Genomic DNA, 16,850 nt, shown 5'->3' on the forward strand with positions numbered 1-16,850 from the left:
CGCGCGCCCGGTACAGTCCCATCCCGTGACCGCACGGCTAGCCGACATCGCAGCCCAGGCGGGGGTCAGCGAAGCCACAGTCAGCCGCGTGCTCAACGGCAAGCCCGGTGTGGCCGCAGGCACCCGCGAGTCCGTGCTGGCCGCCCTCGACGTCCTCGGCTACGAGCGTCCCGTACGGCTGCGGCAGCGCAGCGCGGGGCTCGTCGGGTTGATAACGCCCGAGCTGGACAACCCGATCTTCCCGGCGCTCGCGCAGGTCATCGGGCAGGCCCTGACCCGCCAGGGGTACACCCCCGTACTGGCCACGCAGACGCCCGGCGGGTCCACCGAGGACGAGCTGACGGAGATGCTGGTCGACCGCGGCGTCTCCGGGATCATCTTCGTCTCGGGATTGCACGCCGACACCACCGCCGACATGGGTCGCTACGACCAACTCCGCGGCCAGGGCGTCCCGTACGTCCTGATCAACGGGTTCTCCGACAAGGTGCGGGCCCCCTTCGTCTCCCCCGACGACCGGGCCGCCATGCAGCTCGCCGTGACCCACCTGACGGCGCTCGGGCACACCCGGATCGGGCTGGCCGTCGGGCCGAAGCGGTTCGTGCCGGTGCTGCGCAAGATCGAGGGCTTCCGGCTGGGCATGAAGGAGCGGCTCGGGCTCGACGGGGCCGAGGCGGAGGAGCTGATCCAGCACTCCCTCTACACCCTGGAGGGCGGGCAGGCCGCGGCGGCCGCGCTGATCTCCCGGGGCTGCACCGCCGTGGTGTGCGCGAGCGACATGATGGCGCTGGGCGCGATCCGTGCCGCCCGGCAGCAGGGACTGCGCGTCCCGCAGGACGTGTCGGTCGTGGGCTTCGACGACTCCCCCCTCATAGCGTTCACCGATCCGCCGCTGACCACGATCCGCCAGCCGGTCCTGGCGATGGGGCAGGCCGCGGTGCGGACCCTGCTGGAGGAGATCGGCGGTACGCCGGCCCCGCACAGCGAGTTCGTCTTCCTGCCCGAGCTGGTGGTCCGTGGTTCGACCGCTTCCGGGCCGGGCCAGCGGCGGGCCCGGGAAGCCTCGGCCCGGTAGGAGCCGGGGTTGTAGTCCGCAGGGCGGACCCCCCGCTCCCCAAGACCGTCCCGAGGGATGATCGGAGGGGAGATCCCATCTGGCAGACTCTCTCCCCATGGGTGAAGCGAGCGTGAAGACACTGGAAACCCGGACGGACGTCTCGTCACCCCCCGTGACCGAGTACGAGGCCCGTCCGGCGTCCGAACGCACCCTCCTCACGCGGCTGCGCGCACCGCGCCGGCCCCGCATCTGGTTCGAGATCCTGCTGATCGCCGTCAGCTACTGGACGTACTCGCTGATCCGCAACGCGGTGCCCGAGCAGAAGGCCGCCGCACTGGCGAACGCCGACTGGATCTGGGAGCTGGAGCGGAGCCTGGGCATCGCCGTGGAGCAGGGCGTCAACCACGGCATCAACTCGGTGACGTGGCTGATCGTCGGCATGAACTACTACTACGCGACCCTCCACTTCGTGGTGACCATCGGCGTGCTCGTGTGGATCTACCGCTTTCATCCGGGGCGGTACGCCGCGACCCGCCTGATCCTCTTCGCCACCACGGGCGTCGCCCTCGTCGGCTACTACCTGTACCCGCTCGCGCCGCCCCGGCTGATGAACGGGCAGAACTTCATCGACACGGTGCTCGTGCACCACACCTGGGGTTCCATGGCCTCCGGGAACCTGAAGAACATGTCGAACCAGTACGCCGCGATGCCGTCCATGCACATAGGGTGGTCGCTCTGGTGCGGGCTGACGATCTTCGCGGTCGCCTCGGCCCCCTGGGCCCGGATCCTGGGTCTGCTCTACCCCACGGCGACCCTCGTCGTCATCGTGGCCACCGCGAACCACTTCTGGCTCGACGCCGTCGGCGGAATGATCTGCCTGGCCTTCGGCTACGGCGTCTCGCGGGCCTGGTACGGCGCACTGCCGCACCGGCTGCCGCGCCACCCCGAGCGCGATGACGCCCACCCGGCGACGGACCTGCTGAACCGCCTGCGCCCCCGCACCCGCGCCTGAGGCGGGTGCGGACGCGCGGGCGCCGCGATCAGGAGGACTGCTCCGTCAGGATCGCCGGGTCCGACAGGCCGGCCGCGCCGGTCTCCACCTTGCCGGCGAAGCGCCGGCCGAAGTCCGCGACCTCGGACGAGGTGACCGTCACGTCGTACCAGCGCTTCGTGTTCTTCAACGGGACGCTGTGGGTGACGGTGGCGCCCTTGGCCACCGTGAGGCGCTTGGGGCCGCCGCCGTAGGCGTTGGTGACCGTGAGCGTCGCCGTCGAAGCCCCCGCGTTGGTGAGGGTGAGGTCCAGGTTGCCCGTGCCCGCGTTGTGGCGGGCCGTGACCTCGGGGCCGGCGCTGGTGCCGGGGTTGCGGAAGCCGCGCAGGAACCCGTTCGGGCCGTGGACGGTGAGGTCGGTGACACCGGCCGAGTAGCGGGTGTTCCAGGTGTCCGAGATCGTCCTGCCGGCCTCGGTGGTGTACGTCCAGGGGGCGTCGGTCCGGTTGGCCGCGGTGACGTAGAACTGCGCACCCAGGTCCGGGCCGCCGCTGAACGTCAGCCGGAACCTGCCCTCGCCGATGAGCGCCGAGCCGTCCACGTACGGGGCGTAGCCCAGCGGGCGGGTGCGGCACAGGCCCTTCTCCTGGCGCGGCATGGCGCCCACGGCCGGCGGGGTGGCCCGGAAGTCGGGGTGGCGCTCGCGGTCCTGCGGCGCCCACGCTCCGGTGTCGGGCAGCGACACCGTGGCGGTGTCCTTGCGGGCGAAGTCGAAGGCCGAGGTCAGGTCACCGCAGACGGCGCGGCGCCAGGGCGAGATGTTGGGCTCGTGCACACCGAAGCGCTGCTCCATGAAGCGCAGCACGGAGGTGTGGTCGAAGGTCTCGGAGCAGGAGTAGCCGCCGGTGCTCCACGGGGAGACGACCAGCATGGGCACGCGCGGGCCCAGCCCGTACGGTCCGGCGACGTAGCCGGCCTTGCCGGGGAAGACGTCCAGTGCGGTCGGCGTGGTCGACAGGCCCTGGTCGGCGTTCGCGGGGGCGTACGGCGGGACGACGTGGTCGAAGAAGCCGTCGTTCTCGTCGTAGGTGATGAAGAGCGCGGTACGGGCCCAGACGTCCGGGTTGGAGGTCAGCGCGTCCAGCACCTGCGCGATGTACCACGCGCCGTAGTTGGAGGGCCAGTTCGAGTGCTCGCTGAAGGCCTCGGGGGCCGCGATCCAGGAGACCTGGGGCAGCGTGCCTGCGGCGACGTCCGCGCGCAGCCGGTCGAAGTAGCCCTCGCCGGTCCGCGCGTCGGTGCCGGTGCGGGCCTTGTCGAAGAGCGGGTTCCCCGGCTGGGCGCCCCGGTACTTGTTGAAGTACAGGAGCGAGTTGTCCCCGTAGTTGCCGCGGTAGGCGTCGTTGATCCAGCCCCAGGAGCCGGCGGCGTCGAGGCCGTCGCCGATGTCCTGGTAGACCTTCCAGGAGACGCCCGCCTCCTCCAGGCGCTCGGGGTAGGTGGTCCAGTCGTATCCGGCTTCGGCGTTGTCGAGGACCGGGCCGCCGTTCTTGCCGTCGTTGCCGGTGTGGCCGGACCAGAGGTAGTAGCGGTTGGGGTCGGTCGAGCCGATGAACGAGCAGTGGTAGGCGTCGCAGATGGTGAACGCGTCGGCGAGCGCGTAGTGGAACGGGATGTCCTCGCGCGTCAGGTGGGCCATGGTCGCCGGCGTCTTGGCGGGCACCCAGTTGTCGTACTTGCCCTTGTTGAAGGCGCTCTGGCCGCCGGCCCAGTCGTGGTTGAGGCCTTGGAGGAACTCCATGCCGAGGTCGTCCGACGGCGGACGGAAGGGCAGCGTCTCCTTGCCCGCGTTGTCGCTCTGGTGCCAGACGGACTTGCCGCTCGGCAGGGTCACGGGGCGCGGGTCACCGAAGCCGCGGACGCCGCGCAGCGCACCGTAGTAGTGGTCGAAGGAACGGTTCTCCTGCATCAGGACCACGATGTGCTCGACATCGGCGATGGTCCCGGTGGTCCCCTGCGCGGGGATGGAGGCGGCGCGCGCGATGCTCTCGTTGAGCAGGCTCAGGGCGGCGGCGCCGCCGGTGAGCTGGAGAAAACGGCGGCGGTTGAGTTCTGCCATGGCGAGAGTGACCTCTGCTTTGTTCGTGGGTGTTGACCGTTCCCAAGGACAGCGCCCCGGGAAAACCGGGGAGGGAGCCGTGTATGACGGTGACGGGTACACGAGACGAACGGCAGCCGGATTCCGGCCGAGTTCACCGCGGACCGTGCGTCGGTGCGGCCGGCGGTACGGGCACGGCGCACTCCCGGTCCCCGGTGATCCGCCGGTAGGCGTGCGCGGCGACCCACATCCACGCGCCGGGCGATGCCATAAGGGCGCGCACGGCACCGGCGTGGGCCGCGGCCACGGGGCCGCGTACGGCGAGCGAGGCCTGCGAGCGCGCCTTCCCCTCCCCCACCCCCACCCCCGGGCACCGCGAGGACTGCGCCCCGCCGAAGTCGTCCACGGCATCGCCCCGCTCGACCGCCGCGTCAGGGGGCGGCGGGGCCTTGGTCGCGGTGGGTGATCCGGCCGCCCGACACCGTCAGGCGGATCGGGGCCTCGGCCAGTTCGTCCGGTGCGGCCGTGACCGGGTCGACGGCGAAGGCCGTCAGGTCCGCCCGGTGGCCGGGGGCGATCCGGCCGGCCACCCACTGCTCCCCCGCCGCGAGCGCGGCGTGCGAGGTCATCCCCTCCAGGGCCATCAGGCCCGTCAGGTAGCGGCCGGCGGCTGCCGCGCCGCGCGGGCGCAGCGCCGTCGCGAGGACCTGGCGGGCGTCGTGGTGGGCGATGGGCCAGTCGGAGCCGAGGGCCAGGACCGCGCCCGCGTCCCGCAGGTCCCGGCAGCGCCAGGCCCGGGCGGCCCGCTCGTCGCCGAGCCGTTTGGACCATTCGTCGGTGTGGTCGGCGCGGGTGTACGCGGTGTGCGGGGGCTGCATGGAGGCGATCACGCCGAGTTCGGCGAACCGCCCCAGCTGGTCGTCGGGGACGGTCTCGATGTGTTCGATCCGGTGCCGCATCGCGCCGTGCGCGCCGAGGGAGGCGACGGTGTCCAGGACGTGTCGGACGGCCGCGTCGCCGATGGCGTGGGTGGCGGTGCGGACCCCGGCGGTGTCGAGGATGCGTACGGCGCGGGCGTAGGCGGGGAGGTCGGGCCAGAAGGCGTCGGTGCCCTGGCCGTGGCAGTCGGCGTGCTCCAGCCAGGCGGTGCCGCCCTCGACGGTGCCGTCCATGAAGAACTTGACGCCGCCGACCTGCCAGTGCCGGCCGCCGGTGAGTTGCAGCTCGATGAGTTCGGCCAGTTCCTCGTCGCTCGCGCCCGGCATGCACCAGGGGGCGAGGCGCAGCCGCAGCGGCAGGTCGCCCTCGTACTCGACGGTGGCGAGGAGGGCGGGTACGTCGCCGTCGCCGAGGTCCATGACGTGGGCGCCGGTCAGGCCGGTGGCGGCCATCTCGCCGAGCAGGGCGAGGAGGCGGGCGCGGCGGGCGGCGGCGGTGGGCTTGGGGGCGACGGCGCCGACGAGGGACATCGCGGCGTGCTCGATGAGGTGGCCGGTGGGGCGTACGGCGCCGGTGGCGTCGGTGTCGCAGACGATCTCGGAGCGTTGGGCGAACGTGCGGGGGCCAGTGATGCCCGCGGCGGCGAGGGCCGGGCCGGTGGCGAGGGCGGAGTGGCCGTCGTAGAGGCGCAGGAAGGCGGGGGCGCCGGCGAGGGCGTCCTCGACGAGGGCGCGGTCGACGGGCCGGCCGCCGAAGGCGTTGTGGTCGAGGCCGTGGCCGAGGACCCAGCCGCCGGGGCCGCGCTCGGCCGTGCGCAGCGCGGCGCGCAGTTCATCGAGGTCGCGGACGGTGGAGAGGTCGGTTCCGGCGGCCATCTCGACGCCCCACACGGGGTGGCTGTGGGCGTCGGTCAGGCCGGGGGTGAGGGTGGCGCCGACCAGGTCGACGACCTCGGTGCCGGGTCCGCGCCAGTCCCGTACGTCGCTCTCCTGGCCGACGGCGATGATCTGCCCGTCGCGGACGGCTACCGCACCGGCTTCGGGGCGGGCGGGGTCGAGCGTGCGGACTCGGGCTCCGGTGAGGACGGTGTCGGCAGCGGGCACGGCTCTGCTCCTTCGAGGGGGGTGCGGGGGACTTCGGCTTCGGCTTCGGCTCGGGGTTCCGCCGCGGCTTCCGTAGGGTCCTCGGCGAAGCGGGCGTAGACCTCCGGGCGACGGGACTTGAGTCGCCGGGCGAGGCCGAGACCGAGGAGGAACACGGCGGGGACGACGGCCACGAGGACGGTGTTGACGGTGGTGGAGGCGGCGGTGAACAGGCCGACCTTGGAGACGACGAGGAAGATCGCGACGGTCAGCAGGGCGGCCGCCGTGACCGGCGCGACCAAGGTGCGCCAGGGCCCCTCGGCGTGGACGTGGCGCCGGAAGTACACCGGTACGGCGATGGCGGCGAGCAGCATCAGGGCCATGAGGCCGATCATGCCCGGGGTGTTCACCCAGAGCAGGAGCTGTTGGTACGGGTCGGCCCCGGCGAGCGCGAACACGAGGACGATGACGGCGCCGAGGACGGTCTGGGCGGCTCCGGCGAGGTACGGGGAGCCGTGCCGGGGGTGGACGCGGCCGAGGGCCGCGGGCAGCACGCCTTCCTCGGAGAGGGCGAGGACGTAGCGGTTGATGGCGTTGTGGAAGGCGAGCAGGGAGGCGATGACGCTGGTCACGATGAAGACGTGCATGAGGTCCGCCGCCCAGGGCCCGACGTACGTGGTGATCGCGGCGAAGAACAGGCCGCCCGGGTCGGCGGCCGCGGCGGTGAGCACTTCCTCGGCGCCGAAGGCCTGGATGACGGTCCACACGATGAAGGCGTAGAAGAGGCCGAGGAAGGCGACGGCGATGTAGGTGGCGCGCGGGATCGTCCGGTCGGGGTCGCGGGCCTCGCGGCGGTAGATGACGGTCGACTCGAAGCCGGTGAACGCGGCGAAGGCGAAGGCCAGCACGGCGGCGGTACCGGGGACGAGGACGGCGCCGGGGGCGAAGGAGGCGGCGGACAGGCCGTGGGCGCCGCCTTCGGCCAGGACGCCGACGGCGAGGAGGACGAGTATCCCGGTCTCGGCGACGAGGAGGACGCCGAGCAGCTTCGCGCCGAAGTCGATGGAGCGGAAGCCGCCGTACCAGATGAGCAGGAGGCCGGCGAGGGAGACCGGTGGCCAGGGGATGTCGACGCCGGCGAGGGCGTGGCCGGTGTCGGCGGTGGTGGTGCCGAGGAGGCCGTAGACGCCGATCTCCATGCCGTTGTAGCCGACGAGTGCGAGCAGGGCGGCGCCGATGCCGACGTGCTTGCCGAGGCCGCGCGCGATGTAGGCGTAGAACGCGCCGCCACTGCGGACGTGGCGGCTCATGGCGGTGAAGCCGACGGCGAAGACGGTGAGCGTGAGGCCGGCGAGGAGGTATCCGGCGGGGGCGCCGATGCCGCCGAGGAGGATCGCGACGGGCGCGACGCCGGCCATGACGGTCAGCGGGGCGGCGGCGGAGACGACGAAGAAGGAGATGTCGGCCGTACCGAGGGCGCCGCTGCGCAGGGCGGACCCGGCGGCGGTGGTGCTGGGGGTGGATCTCGGCGCGGGTTCCGGCGTTTCGGGCATGCGGGGGCACCCTTCTGCGAACGGCAGGCGGCGGGAGTCCGAAAACCTAAAGGCTTTCGGTTTGCGGCAATGTAGCCTCCGGTTCTGGCGTACGGGAAGACCTCATGGCGGGAGACACCGATGGCACGGCCGCGCACCCCCCTGCTCGACCGGGAGCGGATCGCCACGACCGCCCTCCAACTGGTGGCGGAGCACGGGGAATTCAGCGTCCCGCAGATCGCCCGGGCGCTCGGGGTGCAGACGGGCTCGCTGTATCACCACGTGGACGGTCGGGCCGCGGTGGTGGAGCTGATCCGGGAACGCGTGTGCGCCTCGATCGCCGGTTCCGCGTTGACGCTGACCCCCTGGGACCGGGCGCTGGAGGAGTGGGCCCGCTCCTACCGGGCGGCGTTCGCCGCCTACCCGCGGGCCATCCCGCTGCTGATGACCACGCCGGTACGGGCTCCGGCCGTGCTCGCCCAGTACGAACAGGCGGTCGCGCTGCTCCTCACGGCCGGGTTCGGCGAGGAGCGGGTGATGCCGCTGCTGACCGCCCTGGAGAACCTGGTGCTGGGCTCCGCGCTGGACCTCGCGGCCCCCGAAGCCATGTGGGAGCCCTCGCCGCAGACCCCCCTGCTGGCCGGGGCGCTCGCCGCGGGCGGGCCGGGGCGGGCCGACGCGGCCTTCGACCTCGGCCTCGCCGCCCTCCTCGCGCACGCCCGGGCCCTGCGGGCGGCGCGGGCGTGAACGGGGGTGGGCCGGCCGCTCAGGATCCGTAGAAGAGGTCGTCGACGACGGCCCGCGCGCGCCGCGTCGTACGGCGGTAGTCCTCCAGCATCTCGCCGACCCGGCCCTCCTGGTAGCCGAGGTAGCGCCCGACGGCCGCCAGTTCGCGGGCCTCGGACGGGAAGGTGTCCCCGGCCCGGCCGCGGACCAGCATGACGGCGTTGCGGACCCGGGTGGCGAGCACCCAGGCCTCGTCGAGGATCTGGGCCTCCTCGGTCGGGATCAGTCCGGCGGCGTGGGCTGCCGACAGCGCCCGACGGGTCCGGGTGGTGCGCAGGCCCGGCTCGGCCCAGGCGTGCCGCATCTGGAGCAGTTGGACCGTCCACTCGACGTCGCTGAGGCCGCCGCGGCCGAGTTTGGTGTGCAGGGTCGGATCGGCGCCGCGGGGCAGCCGCTCGGTCTCCATCCGCGCCTTGAGCCGGCGGATCTCCCGGACGGCTTCCTCGCCGAGGCCGTCCACGGGGTAGCGCAGGGGGTCGATCAGGTCGATGAAGCGGCTGCCGAGCTCGTCGTCCCCGGCGACCGGCACGGCGCGCAGCAGCGCCTGGCTCTCCCAGGTCAGCGACCAGCGGCGGTAGTAGGCGGCGTACGAGGGCAGGGTGCGCACGAGGGGGCCGGAGCGGCCCTCGGGGCGCAGGTCGGCGTCGATGAGCAGCGGCGGGTCGGCGGAGGGCAGTTGGAGGAGCCGCCGCATCTCGGAGATGACGGTCTGGGCGGCCTTGGCGGCCTCCTGCTCGTCGACGCCCTCGCGGGGTTCGTGGACGAACAGGACGTCGGCGTCGGAGCCGTAGCCGAGTTCGTGGCCGCCGAAGCGACCGACGCCGATGACGGCGAAGCGGGTGGGGAGGGTCTCGCCCCACTGGTCGCGGACGGCGGCGCGCAGGGCCCCGGCGATGGTGGCGGCGGTGAGGTCGGAGACGGCTTCGCCGACCCGGTCGACGAGCGCGCCGTGGTCCGTCTCGGCCGGGCTGTCCTCCGTACCGTACGAGGCGATGATGTCGGCGGCGGTGGTGCGGAAGAGTTCGCGGCGGCGGACCCCGCGGGAGGCCGCGACGGCCGCCTCGCCGCTCCCGGCGCGCCCGACGGCGGCCAGGACCTCCTGCTCCAGGGCCTCGTGCGTACGCGGCCGGAGGTTCTCGGGGTCCCCGAGGAGGGCGACGGCCTCGGGGGCGCGCATCAGCAGGTCGGGGGCGAGGCGGCCGGCGGACAGGACGCGGGCGAGGTTCTCGGCGGCGGCGCCCTCGTCGCGCAGCAGGCGCAGGTACCAGGGGGTCTTGCCGAGGGCGTCGGAGACCTTGCGGAAGTTGAGGAGGCCGGCGTCCGGGTCGGCCGAGTCCGCGAACCAGCCGAGGAGGACGGGCAGCAGGGTGCGCTGGATGGCGGCCTTGCGGCTGACGCCGGAGGCGAGGGCTTCGAGGTGGCGCAGCGCGGCGACCGGGTCGGCGTAGCCGAGGGCTTCCAGGCGCTGGCCGGCGGCGCGCGGGGAGAGCCGGGTCTCGCCGGGGGTGAGCTGGGCGACGGCGTCGAGGAGCGGACGGTAGAAGAGCTTCTCGTGCAGCCGGCGGACGGCGGAGGCGTGCCGGCGCCAGGCCTTGTTGAGCTCGGCGACCGGTTCGGTGCGCAGGCCCATGGAGCGGCCGAGGCGGCGCAGGTCGTTCTCGTCCTCGGGGACGAGGTGGGTGCGGCGCAGCCGGTAGAGCTGGATGCGGTGCTCCATGGAGCGCAGGAACCGGTACGCGTCACCGAGCTGGGCGGCGTCCGTCCGACCGACGTAGCCGCCGGCGGCCAAGGCGTGGAGGGCGTCGAGGGTGGTGCCGGAGTGCAGGGTGGCGTCGCCCCGGCCGTGGACGAGCTGGAGGAGCTGGACGGCGAACTCGACGTCGCGCAGGCCGCCGGGGCCGAGTTTCAGTTCCCGCTCCACCTGGGCGGCGGGGATGTTGTCGACGACGCGGCGGCGCATCTTCTGGACGTCGGCGACGAAGTTCTCGCGTTCGGCCGCCTGCCAGACCAGGGGCGTTATGGCCGCGATGTACTGGACGCCGAGGCCCGGGTCGCCGGCGACCGCGCGGGCCTTGAGCAGGGCCTGGAACTCCCAGGTCTTGGCCCAGCGCTGGTAGTAGGCGAGGTGGGAGGCGAGGGTCCGCACGAGGGGGCCGTTGCGGCCCTCGGGGCGCAGGTTCGCGTCGACCGGCCAGATGGTGCCCTCGACGGTGGTCTCGGAGCAGATCCGCATCAGGTGGGAGGCCAGCCGGGTGGCGGACTGGATGGCCTTGCCCTCGTCGGCGCCGGGGGCGGCGTCCGCGACGAAGATCACGTCGACGTCGGAGACGTAGTTGAGTTCGTTGCCGCCGCACTTGCCCATCGCGATGACGGCGAGCCGGCAGCGGGCGGCGTCCTCGGGGGCGGCGGCGCTCGCGATGCGCAGGGCGGCGCGCAGGGTGGCGGTGGCGAGGTCGGCGAGTTCGGCGGCGGTCTGGGCGACGTCGGTGGTGCCGCAGACGTCGCGGGCGGCGATGGACAGCAGGCAGCGGCGGTAGGCGACGCGCAGGGCGACGGGGTCGTGCGCGTCGGCGAGTCCCTGCTCGAACTCGGGCAGGCCGGGGTGCAGGTCGGCGGCCTCGTAGGTGACGAGGGCGAGCCAGTCCCGGGGGTGGCGGGCGAGGTGGTCGGCGAGAGCCTCGGAGGCGCCGAGCACGCCGAGGAGCCGGTCGCGCAGGGGCTTGGCGCTGACCAGGGTGTCGAGGAGCCCGGGCAGCTGGTCCGGCGGCTGCGCCTCGGCGAGGCGTACGAGGCCGCGCAGGGCGAGGTCCGGATCGGCGGTCGCGCCGAGGGCGTCGAGGAGCACCGGGTCGGTGCGGACGGAGGCCAGCGCGTCGGCGTCCAGGAGCCGGGCCGCGGCGGAGGGGTCGGTGAAACCGCTGCGCAGCAGCCTGATGAAGGTGCTGCTCCTGCGTCCCGGGACTGTCATCCCGCCGCCTCCCGCGTGCGTCGCGGCCGGTGGCCCGGCCAGGTCTGTGGTGAGCCTAGCCGGAGCGGCGTTCGATTCACCGGCGCGCCGTGGCGCACATCATGAGGCGGATTATCAGATTTTCTGAATACTTGTAGATCTATGCGCCAAGGGGACCGGTCCCCGGCTGACCGGCCTTGAGGAGCCCCATGTCCGAAGGACGCCCCCTCCTCGATCCCCCCTGCCCCAAGGACCCCACCGACCCCGCACCGCGGGCGCGCGGCGGGTCCGGCGTGGACGCGGGCGGCGGGGCCGGCGCGGGCGGCGGGGCGGGCGCGGTACCGGTCGCGCGCGGCCGGGGGACCTCGGGTCGGGCTGCGGGTCGGGCCTCGGAGGGGCTCGCGGGTCGCGCTTCGGAGGGGCTAGCGGGTCGAGCTTCGGAGCAGGCCTCGGACCGGGCCTCCGAGCAGACCTCGGACCACGCCGTGACGGCGTCGGTCGCATCCTCCGGAAAGCGGGCCGGGCGCGAGTCGTCCCCGACCGCCCGTCCGTCCGTGATCAAGCCGCGGTCGGCGCCGGACGCCTGTGTGCGGCACCCGCGGGGCGACTGCGCCGGGGGGCGGGGTGGTGCGGGCTCGGGTGCCGTCCGCGCGGCGGCCGCACCCGAGCCGGACGCGTCCGACGAGCACGCTCCGGCCGGCCGGCTCCCGTACGGGGGCGGGCGCGATCGCGGGGAGACTGGCGGGGCCGGGGCTGAGGCCGCGACTGAGGCCGGGGCTGAGGCTGAGGCTGAGGCCGGGGCCGAGGTCGGGACTGGGATCGGGGCCGCGACTGAGGCCGGGGTCGGGGCCGGGCGCGCGTACGGGCATGTGCACGCACACGCCCATGCCCGCCACCGCCGGCTCGCCCGGATCGTCACGGTGGTCGCCTTCTGCGCCGCCACCGCCGCCGGGAGCATGCTCGTCCTGCGGGGCAACGAGGCCCTCACCGGTCTCGGCACGCCCACCACCGCCGACTCCCGGGCCACCACCGCCACCGCCGCGGGGCTCCCGGATCCGGGCCGGGTGCTCCAGATCGTCGCGCACCCCGACGACGACCTCTACTTCATGAACCCGGACCTGCGGTACTCCATAGCCGCCGGTCACCCCGTGACCTCCGTCTACCTCACCTCCGGCGAGTCCGACGGCATCAACGCGGGCGCCGCGAAGGGCGCCGCCACCCGCCCCGACAAGCCGGCCTACGCCGAGGCCCGCCAGAACGGCATCCGCGCCGCCTACGCCAAGATGGCCACCGGCGACCGCGGCAGCGCCTGGAAGCGGACCGTCGTGCCGACCGCCGGCGGCGCGCACGCCGAGGTCGACGTGCTCGTCGCGAAGCCCGAGGTGAACCTCGTGTGGCTGCAACTGCGCGAGGCCGGCCACGTCTACCGGGACGTCCCCGACAGCCTGCACGGCCTGTGGGACGGCAAGGTCCCGCACCTGGAGTCGATGCTGGCCTCCGGGACCCCCGTCAAGCAGCCGTTCACGTACACGAAGGACCAGGTCGTCCGGACCCTCGCGGGCATCCTCGCCCGCTACCGGCCCACCACCATCCGCACCCAGGACCCCACGCCCGGCCGGACCCCGGACACCAAGCGGTACACCGACCACCAGGACCACTTCTACGGCGCCCGGTTCGTGCAGTTGGCGAGCGAGGCGTACGCGCGGGAGGTCAAGGACCGGCCGCACTTCGCGACGCAGAACTACGTCGGCTACTTCAACAGCTCGCTGCCGAGCTCCCTCGACCCGGCCGAGGCCCGCGCGAAGCTGGACATCCTGGACACGTACGCCTGGCTGGACGGGGAGAACCACTGTGGCAGCGAGGCCGGTTGCGGGGACCTCAAGGTCGCCGACCGGCCGGCGGGCAACCGTTGGACCGATTCCATCAACTATGCGCGCGGCACCGGGACTTCCTGGCTGACCTCCGACGCGCGACAGGGCCTGTGGGCCTTCAAGGTGCTCGACGGCCAGGTGGCCCTCTGGCACCGGACCGGGCTGATAGGCCGCTGGAGCGGACCGCGATTGCTGCCCGGAACCGGGATGGACCAGGGCATATCGACGGTCACGTTGAAGGACGGCCGGATCGCCGCGTTCGGCACCCGCACCTCGTTCGGGGAGGCGCCCTCGGACTACCGCCGCGAGATCGTCTACGCCGTCCAACGGACCCCTGGCTCCGAGGAGTTCGGGGCGTGGGAGTCGCTGGGCACGCCGGAGGCGGCGGACGAGGAATGGACGTCCGACATCAGCGCGCCGGCCGTGTCGGTCGACGGCGACGGGCGGATGGCGGTGTACGTGCGCGACGGCGCGTACACCCTGCGCGGCCGGACCCAGGGGGCGGACGGCGCGTGGGGGCCGTGGGAGCGGCACGGCGGCGCCGACCTGCACGGCACCCCCGTCACCGCGACGGACGGCGCCGGGCGGCTGATGGTGTTCGCCGCGACCACCCGTTCCGTGACGGGTTGGGCGCAGCCGGAACCGGGCGCGGCCTTGGGCCCGGCGACCGCCACCGGCCTGCCGGAGACGACGGTGCCGCTGACTGCCGCGGGCCGCGAGGGCGGGGTGCGGCTGTGGTTCCGCAAGCCGGGCTCGGGCAACGTCCGTACCGCCCTGATGACGGCGACCGACGGGCTGAAGGTGAACGGCGTCACCGACCTGGGCGGGCTCCAGGGCTTCGGCGCGGTGACGGCGAGCGGACACCTCCTCGCCGGCCGTGCGGCGGGCGGGCAGTTGGGCTCGGACCTCGGGCCGGACCACCTGTGGCGGCGTTCGCCGCTGATGTTCGTGGGCGCGCCGTCCAGCACGATGACGGGGAAGAACCTGGTCAGCCTGGCGGTCGTCGGGCTCGACGCGCGGCTGTACGTCACGTCCTCGGCGGGCCGGGCGGGTGGTTCGGGCGGAGCGGGTGGGACCGGGGCGGCCGGGGGCGCGGGGGCTATCGGCGGGGCGAACGCGTACCTGGCGCCGTGGATGCCGGTGGGCCCGAGCACCACCGGGCCGTAGGAAACGCCGGGTTCGCGGGTCTCGCCGACTCCCCGTCCCTCGCCGACTCCCCGTCCCTCGCCGGGTTCGCGTCCCTCGCCGGCTCCGCGTCCTCCGCCGACTCCGCTGTTCCGGCGCGGTCAACTCCGTCCATCATTCGGGCACATACGCCGCCGCGGGCCCCAACGGGCATCATCACACCCGGTCGTTTTCGGAAAGCATGCGTCATCGGCGGAATCGGTGAACCAACTCCCGCGATTTGACCTCTCACTGACCGAACAGCGGTTCTTCCCGCCCCGGAACGACGTCAAGGCGTGACCGATGCCCGTTTCCCGCCGCCGCTTCCTCCTCGCGGCCGTGTTGCCCATGCTCACCCTGGGCGCCACCGGTGTGCTCGCCGTCGCCTCGGGCCAACAGACCTCGGCCGAGGCGACCGACGCGCGGGGCTCGCTGCCCGTCGTCCCGGCGAGCACCACGGCCGGAACGGTGGTGCAGGTCGTCGCCCACCCCGACGACGACCTGTTCTTCATGAACCCCGACCTCAGCCGGTCCCTGACCGCCGGGACCCGGGTCACCACCGCCTACCTCACCTCCGGCGAGGCCGACGGTCGCAACCAGGCGCGGGGCGGCGAGGCGAAGGACCCCGAGCAGCCGGCCGACCGCGCCCACTACGCGGAGGCCCGGCAGAACGGCATCCGGTCCGCCTACGCCCAGATGGCCACCGGCGACCGCACCAGCGCGTGGAAGCGCACGGTCATACCGACGGCGGGCGGCGGAGAGGCCGAGCTCGACGTCCTCGTCGCCCGGCCGGAGATCCACCTCGTCTGGCTCCAACTGCGCGAGGCGCGCAGCCCGGCCGGCAGGAACCCGGACAGCCTGCGCGGCCTGTGGGACGGGGACATACCCGCGCTCGAAGCCCAACTGGCCTCCGGCACCCCGGTCAAGCAGCCGTTCACGTACACCAAGGACCAGGCGATACAGGCGATATCCGGGGTCCTGGAGCAGTACCGGCCGACGACGATACGGATGCAGGACCCGACACCCGGCCGGTACGAGAAGACCGGCAAGTACACCGACCACCAGGACCACATGTACGGCGCCCGCTTCGTGCAGGCCGCCACCGCCGCGTACGCGGAGCGGGTCGGGGACCGTCCCCGCTTCTCTGTGCAGAACTACCTCGGCTACCACAACGGCGACCTGCCGCACTCGCTGGACCCGCAGACGGCCGAGACGAAGACCGGCTACCTGCGGACGTACGCCTGGCATGACCGCGCGGACCACTGCGGCAGCCCCTCCGGCTGCGGCGACCGCAAGGTGGCGGGCAGTCCCACCGGCCGCAACTGGGCCCAGTCGCTGCGCTACGCCCGCGCCGACACCACCTCCTGGCTGACCGAGGGCACGCCCGGCCGGCTCTGGGCCTTCACCGCGCTGGACGGCCGGATGGGCGTCTGGACCCGCGACCGCGCCGGTACCTGGACGGGGCCCGCCCTGCTCCCCGGCACCGGCATCGACCCGGGCGCCGGCACGGCCCGGCTCCCCGACGGCCGCGTCGCGGTCCTCGCCACCCGCACCACGCTCGGGCCCCGGCCGGCCGACTACCGGCGCGAGGTCGTGCTCGCCGTCCAGACCGCCCCCGACGGGCCGTTCGCGCAGTGGCAGTCGCTCGGCACCCCCGAGACGGGCGACGAACCCGGCACCTCGGCGATCAGCGCCCCGGCCGCCGCCGTCGACCCGGCGGGCCGGCTCACCGTCTACCTGCGCGACACCCGCCGCACCCTGCGCGCGAGCGTCCAGCAGCCGTCGGGCGGCTTCGGCGACTGGCAGCGCCTGGGCGGCGAGGACCTGCAGAGCGACCCGGTGGCCGTGGTGGACGCGGCCGGGCGGCGCCACGTCTACGCCACCACCGCCGCGTCCGTCCTCGCCTGGACGCAGCCCTCCCCCGGCGCCCCGCTCGCCGGCCCCTTCCCGACCGCGCTCCCCGCCACCACGGTCCCCCTCACGGCCACCCCCGACGGCGCGGGCGTCCGCCTCTGGTTCCGCCGCCCCGACTCGGGCGCCGTGCGCAGCGCCCTGGTCACCGCGGGCGCCGCCGCCCCCCAGGTCTCCGCCCTCGCGGAGGCCGGTGGCCGGGCCGGCTACGGAGCGGTCGGCGTCGCGGGCCGCCTCGTCACGGGCCGCGCCGACACGGGCACCATCGCGGCGGCCCCCTTGGGCGGCCCGCCCGCCTGGACCGAGTCCCGCATGCTATACGCGGGCGCCCCCGCCGCCGTCCAGGAACCCGGCGGCGTCACCACGGCAGTCCTGGGCCTGGACGCCCGCCTCCACACCACAACCCCCACCCCCACCCCGACCTGGCACCCGGCCATCCCCACCCCGACCCCGTAACACCGGGCCCCCTGCCCGA

10 protein-coding genes are annotated in these 16,850 nt (G+C 73.9%); 5 read left to right on the forward strand and 5 right to left on the reverse strand.

The window, feature by feature from the left end:
- Positions 1-25 precede the first annotated feature (25 nt).
- Both ACZ4XJ_RS07935 and ACZ4XJ_RS07940 read left to right on the forward strand, forming a co-directional pair.
- Positions 26-1,072 (forward strand): LacI family DNA-binding transcriptional regulator, encoded by a 1,047-nt coding sequence (locus tag ACZ4XJ_RS07935; protein ID WP_362877204.1) that lies wholly within the window; start codon positions 26-28, stop codon positions 1,070-1,072.
- A 97-nt stretch (positions 1,073-1,169) separates the two neighbouring features.
- Complete coding sequence (locus ACZ4XJ_RS07940) at positions 1,170-2,066, forward strand: phosphatase PAP2 family protein (RefSeq protein ID WP_362877203.1); 897 nt, start codon at positions 1,170-1,172, stop codon at positions 2,064-2,066.
- Positions 2,067-2,094: 28 nt separating this feature from the next.
- On the opposite strand, the gene ACZ4XJ_RS07945 is transcribed toward ACZ4XJ_RS07940, so the two are convergent.
- The 4 genes from ACZ4XJ_RS07945 to ACZ4XJ_RS07960 form a co-directional block, all read right to left on the reverse strand.
- The gene (locus ACZ4XJ_RS07945) at positions 2,095-4,164 is read right to left on the reverse strand and encodes a phosphocholine-specific phospholipase C (protein WP_468495640.1); all 2,070 of its coding nucleotides are present in this window, start codon (positions 4,162-4,164) and stop codon (positions 2,095-2,097) included.
- Between the two features lie 133 nt (positions 4,165-4,297).
- Positions 4,298-4,549: a hypothetical protein gene (locus ACZ4XJ_RS07950; RefSeq protein WP_468495641.1), complete on the reverse strand. Its 252-nt coding sequence runs from the start codon at positions 4,547-4,549 to the stop codon at positions 4,298-4,300.
- A gap of 25 nt (positions 4,550-4,574) precedes the next feature.
- Positions 4,575-6,185, reverse strand: a complete 1,611-nt coding sequence (locus ACZ4XJ_RS07955; RefSeq protein WP_468495642.1) for an amidohydrolase — start codon at positions 6,183-6,185, stop codon at positions 4,575-4,577.
- Positions 6,107-7,717, reverse strand: a complete 1,611-nt coding sequence (locus ACZ4XJ_RS07960) for an APC family permease (RefSeq protein WP_468495643.1) — start codon at positions 7,715-7,717, stop codon at positions 6,107-6,109. Before ACZ4XJ_RS07960 ends, ACZ4XJ_RS07955 begins: the two co-directional genes overlap by 79 nt.
- 120 nt (positions 7,718-7,837) lie before the next feature.
- Between ACZ4XJ_RS07960 and ACZ4XJ_RS07965 the strand changes: the two genes are divergently transcribed.
- Complete coding sequence (locus ACZ4XJ_RS07965; RefSeq protein ID WP_362877199.1) at positions 7,838-8,443, forward strand: TetR/AcrR family transcriptional regulator; 606 nt, start codon at positions 7,838-7,840, stop codon at positions 8,441-8,443.
- Between the two features lie 19 nt (positions 8,444-8,462).
- Here ACZ4XJ_RS07965 and ACZ4XJ_RS07970 read toward each other — a convergent pair whose 3' ends face one another.
- Positions 8,463-11,450 carry a bifunctional [glutamine synthetase] adenylyltransferase/[glutamine synthetase]-adenylyl-L-tyrosine phosphorylase gene (locus tag ACZ4XJ_RS07970; RefSeq protein ID WP_362877198.1) on the reverse strand — a complete coding sequence of 996 codons (2,988 nt, stop codon included), beginning with the start codon at positions 11,448-11,450 and terminating at the stop codon, positions 8,463-8,465.
- An 848-nt stretch (positions 11,451-12,298) separates the two neighbouring features.
- On the opposite strand from ACZ4XJ_RS07970, the gene ACZ4XJ_RS07975 reads away from it, so the two are divergent.
- Together ACZ4XJ_RS07975 and ACZ4XJ_RS07980 are read left to right on the forward strand one after the other, a co-directional pair.
- Positions 12,299-14,467 (forward strand): PIG-L family deacetylase, encoded by a 2,169-nt coding sequence (locus tag ACZ4XJ_RS07975; RefSeq protein ID WP_468495644.1) that lies wholly within the window; start codon positions 12,299-12,301, stop codon positions 14,465-14,467.
- Positions 14,468-14,767: 300 nt separating this feature from the next.
- On the forward strand, positions 14,768-16,831 hold the full coding sequence (locus ACZ4XJ_RS07980) for a PIG-L family deacetylase (RefSeq protein WP_468495645.1): 2,064 nt from the start codon (positions 14,768-14,770) through the stop codon (positions 16,829-16,831).
- Positions 16,832-16,850: the final 19 nt, after the last annotated feature.

The sequence above is a fragment of the Streptomyces sp. NPDC029836 genome (assembly GCF_055574495.1).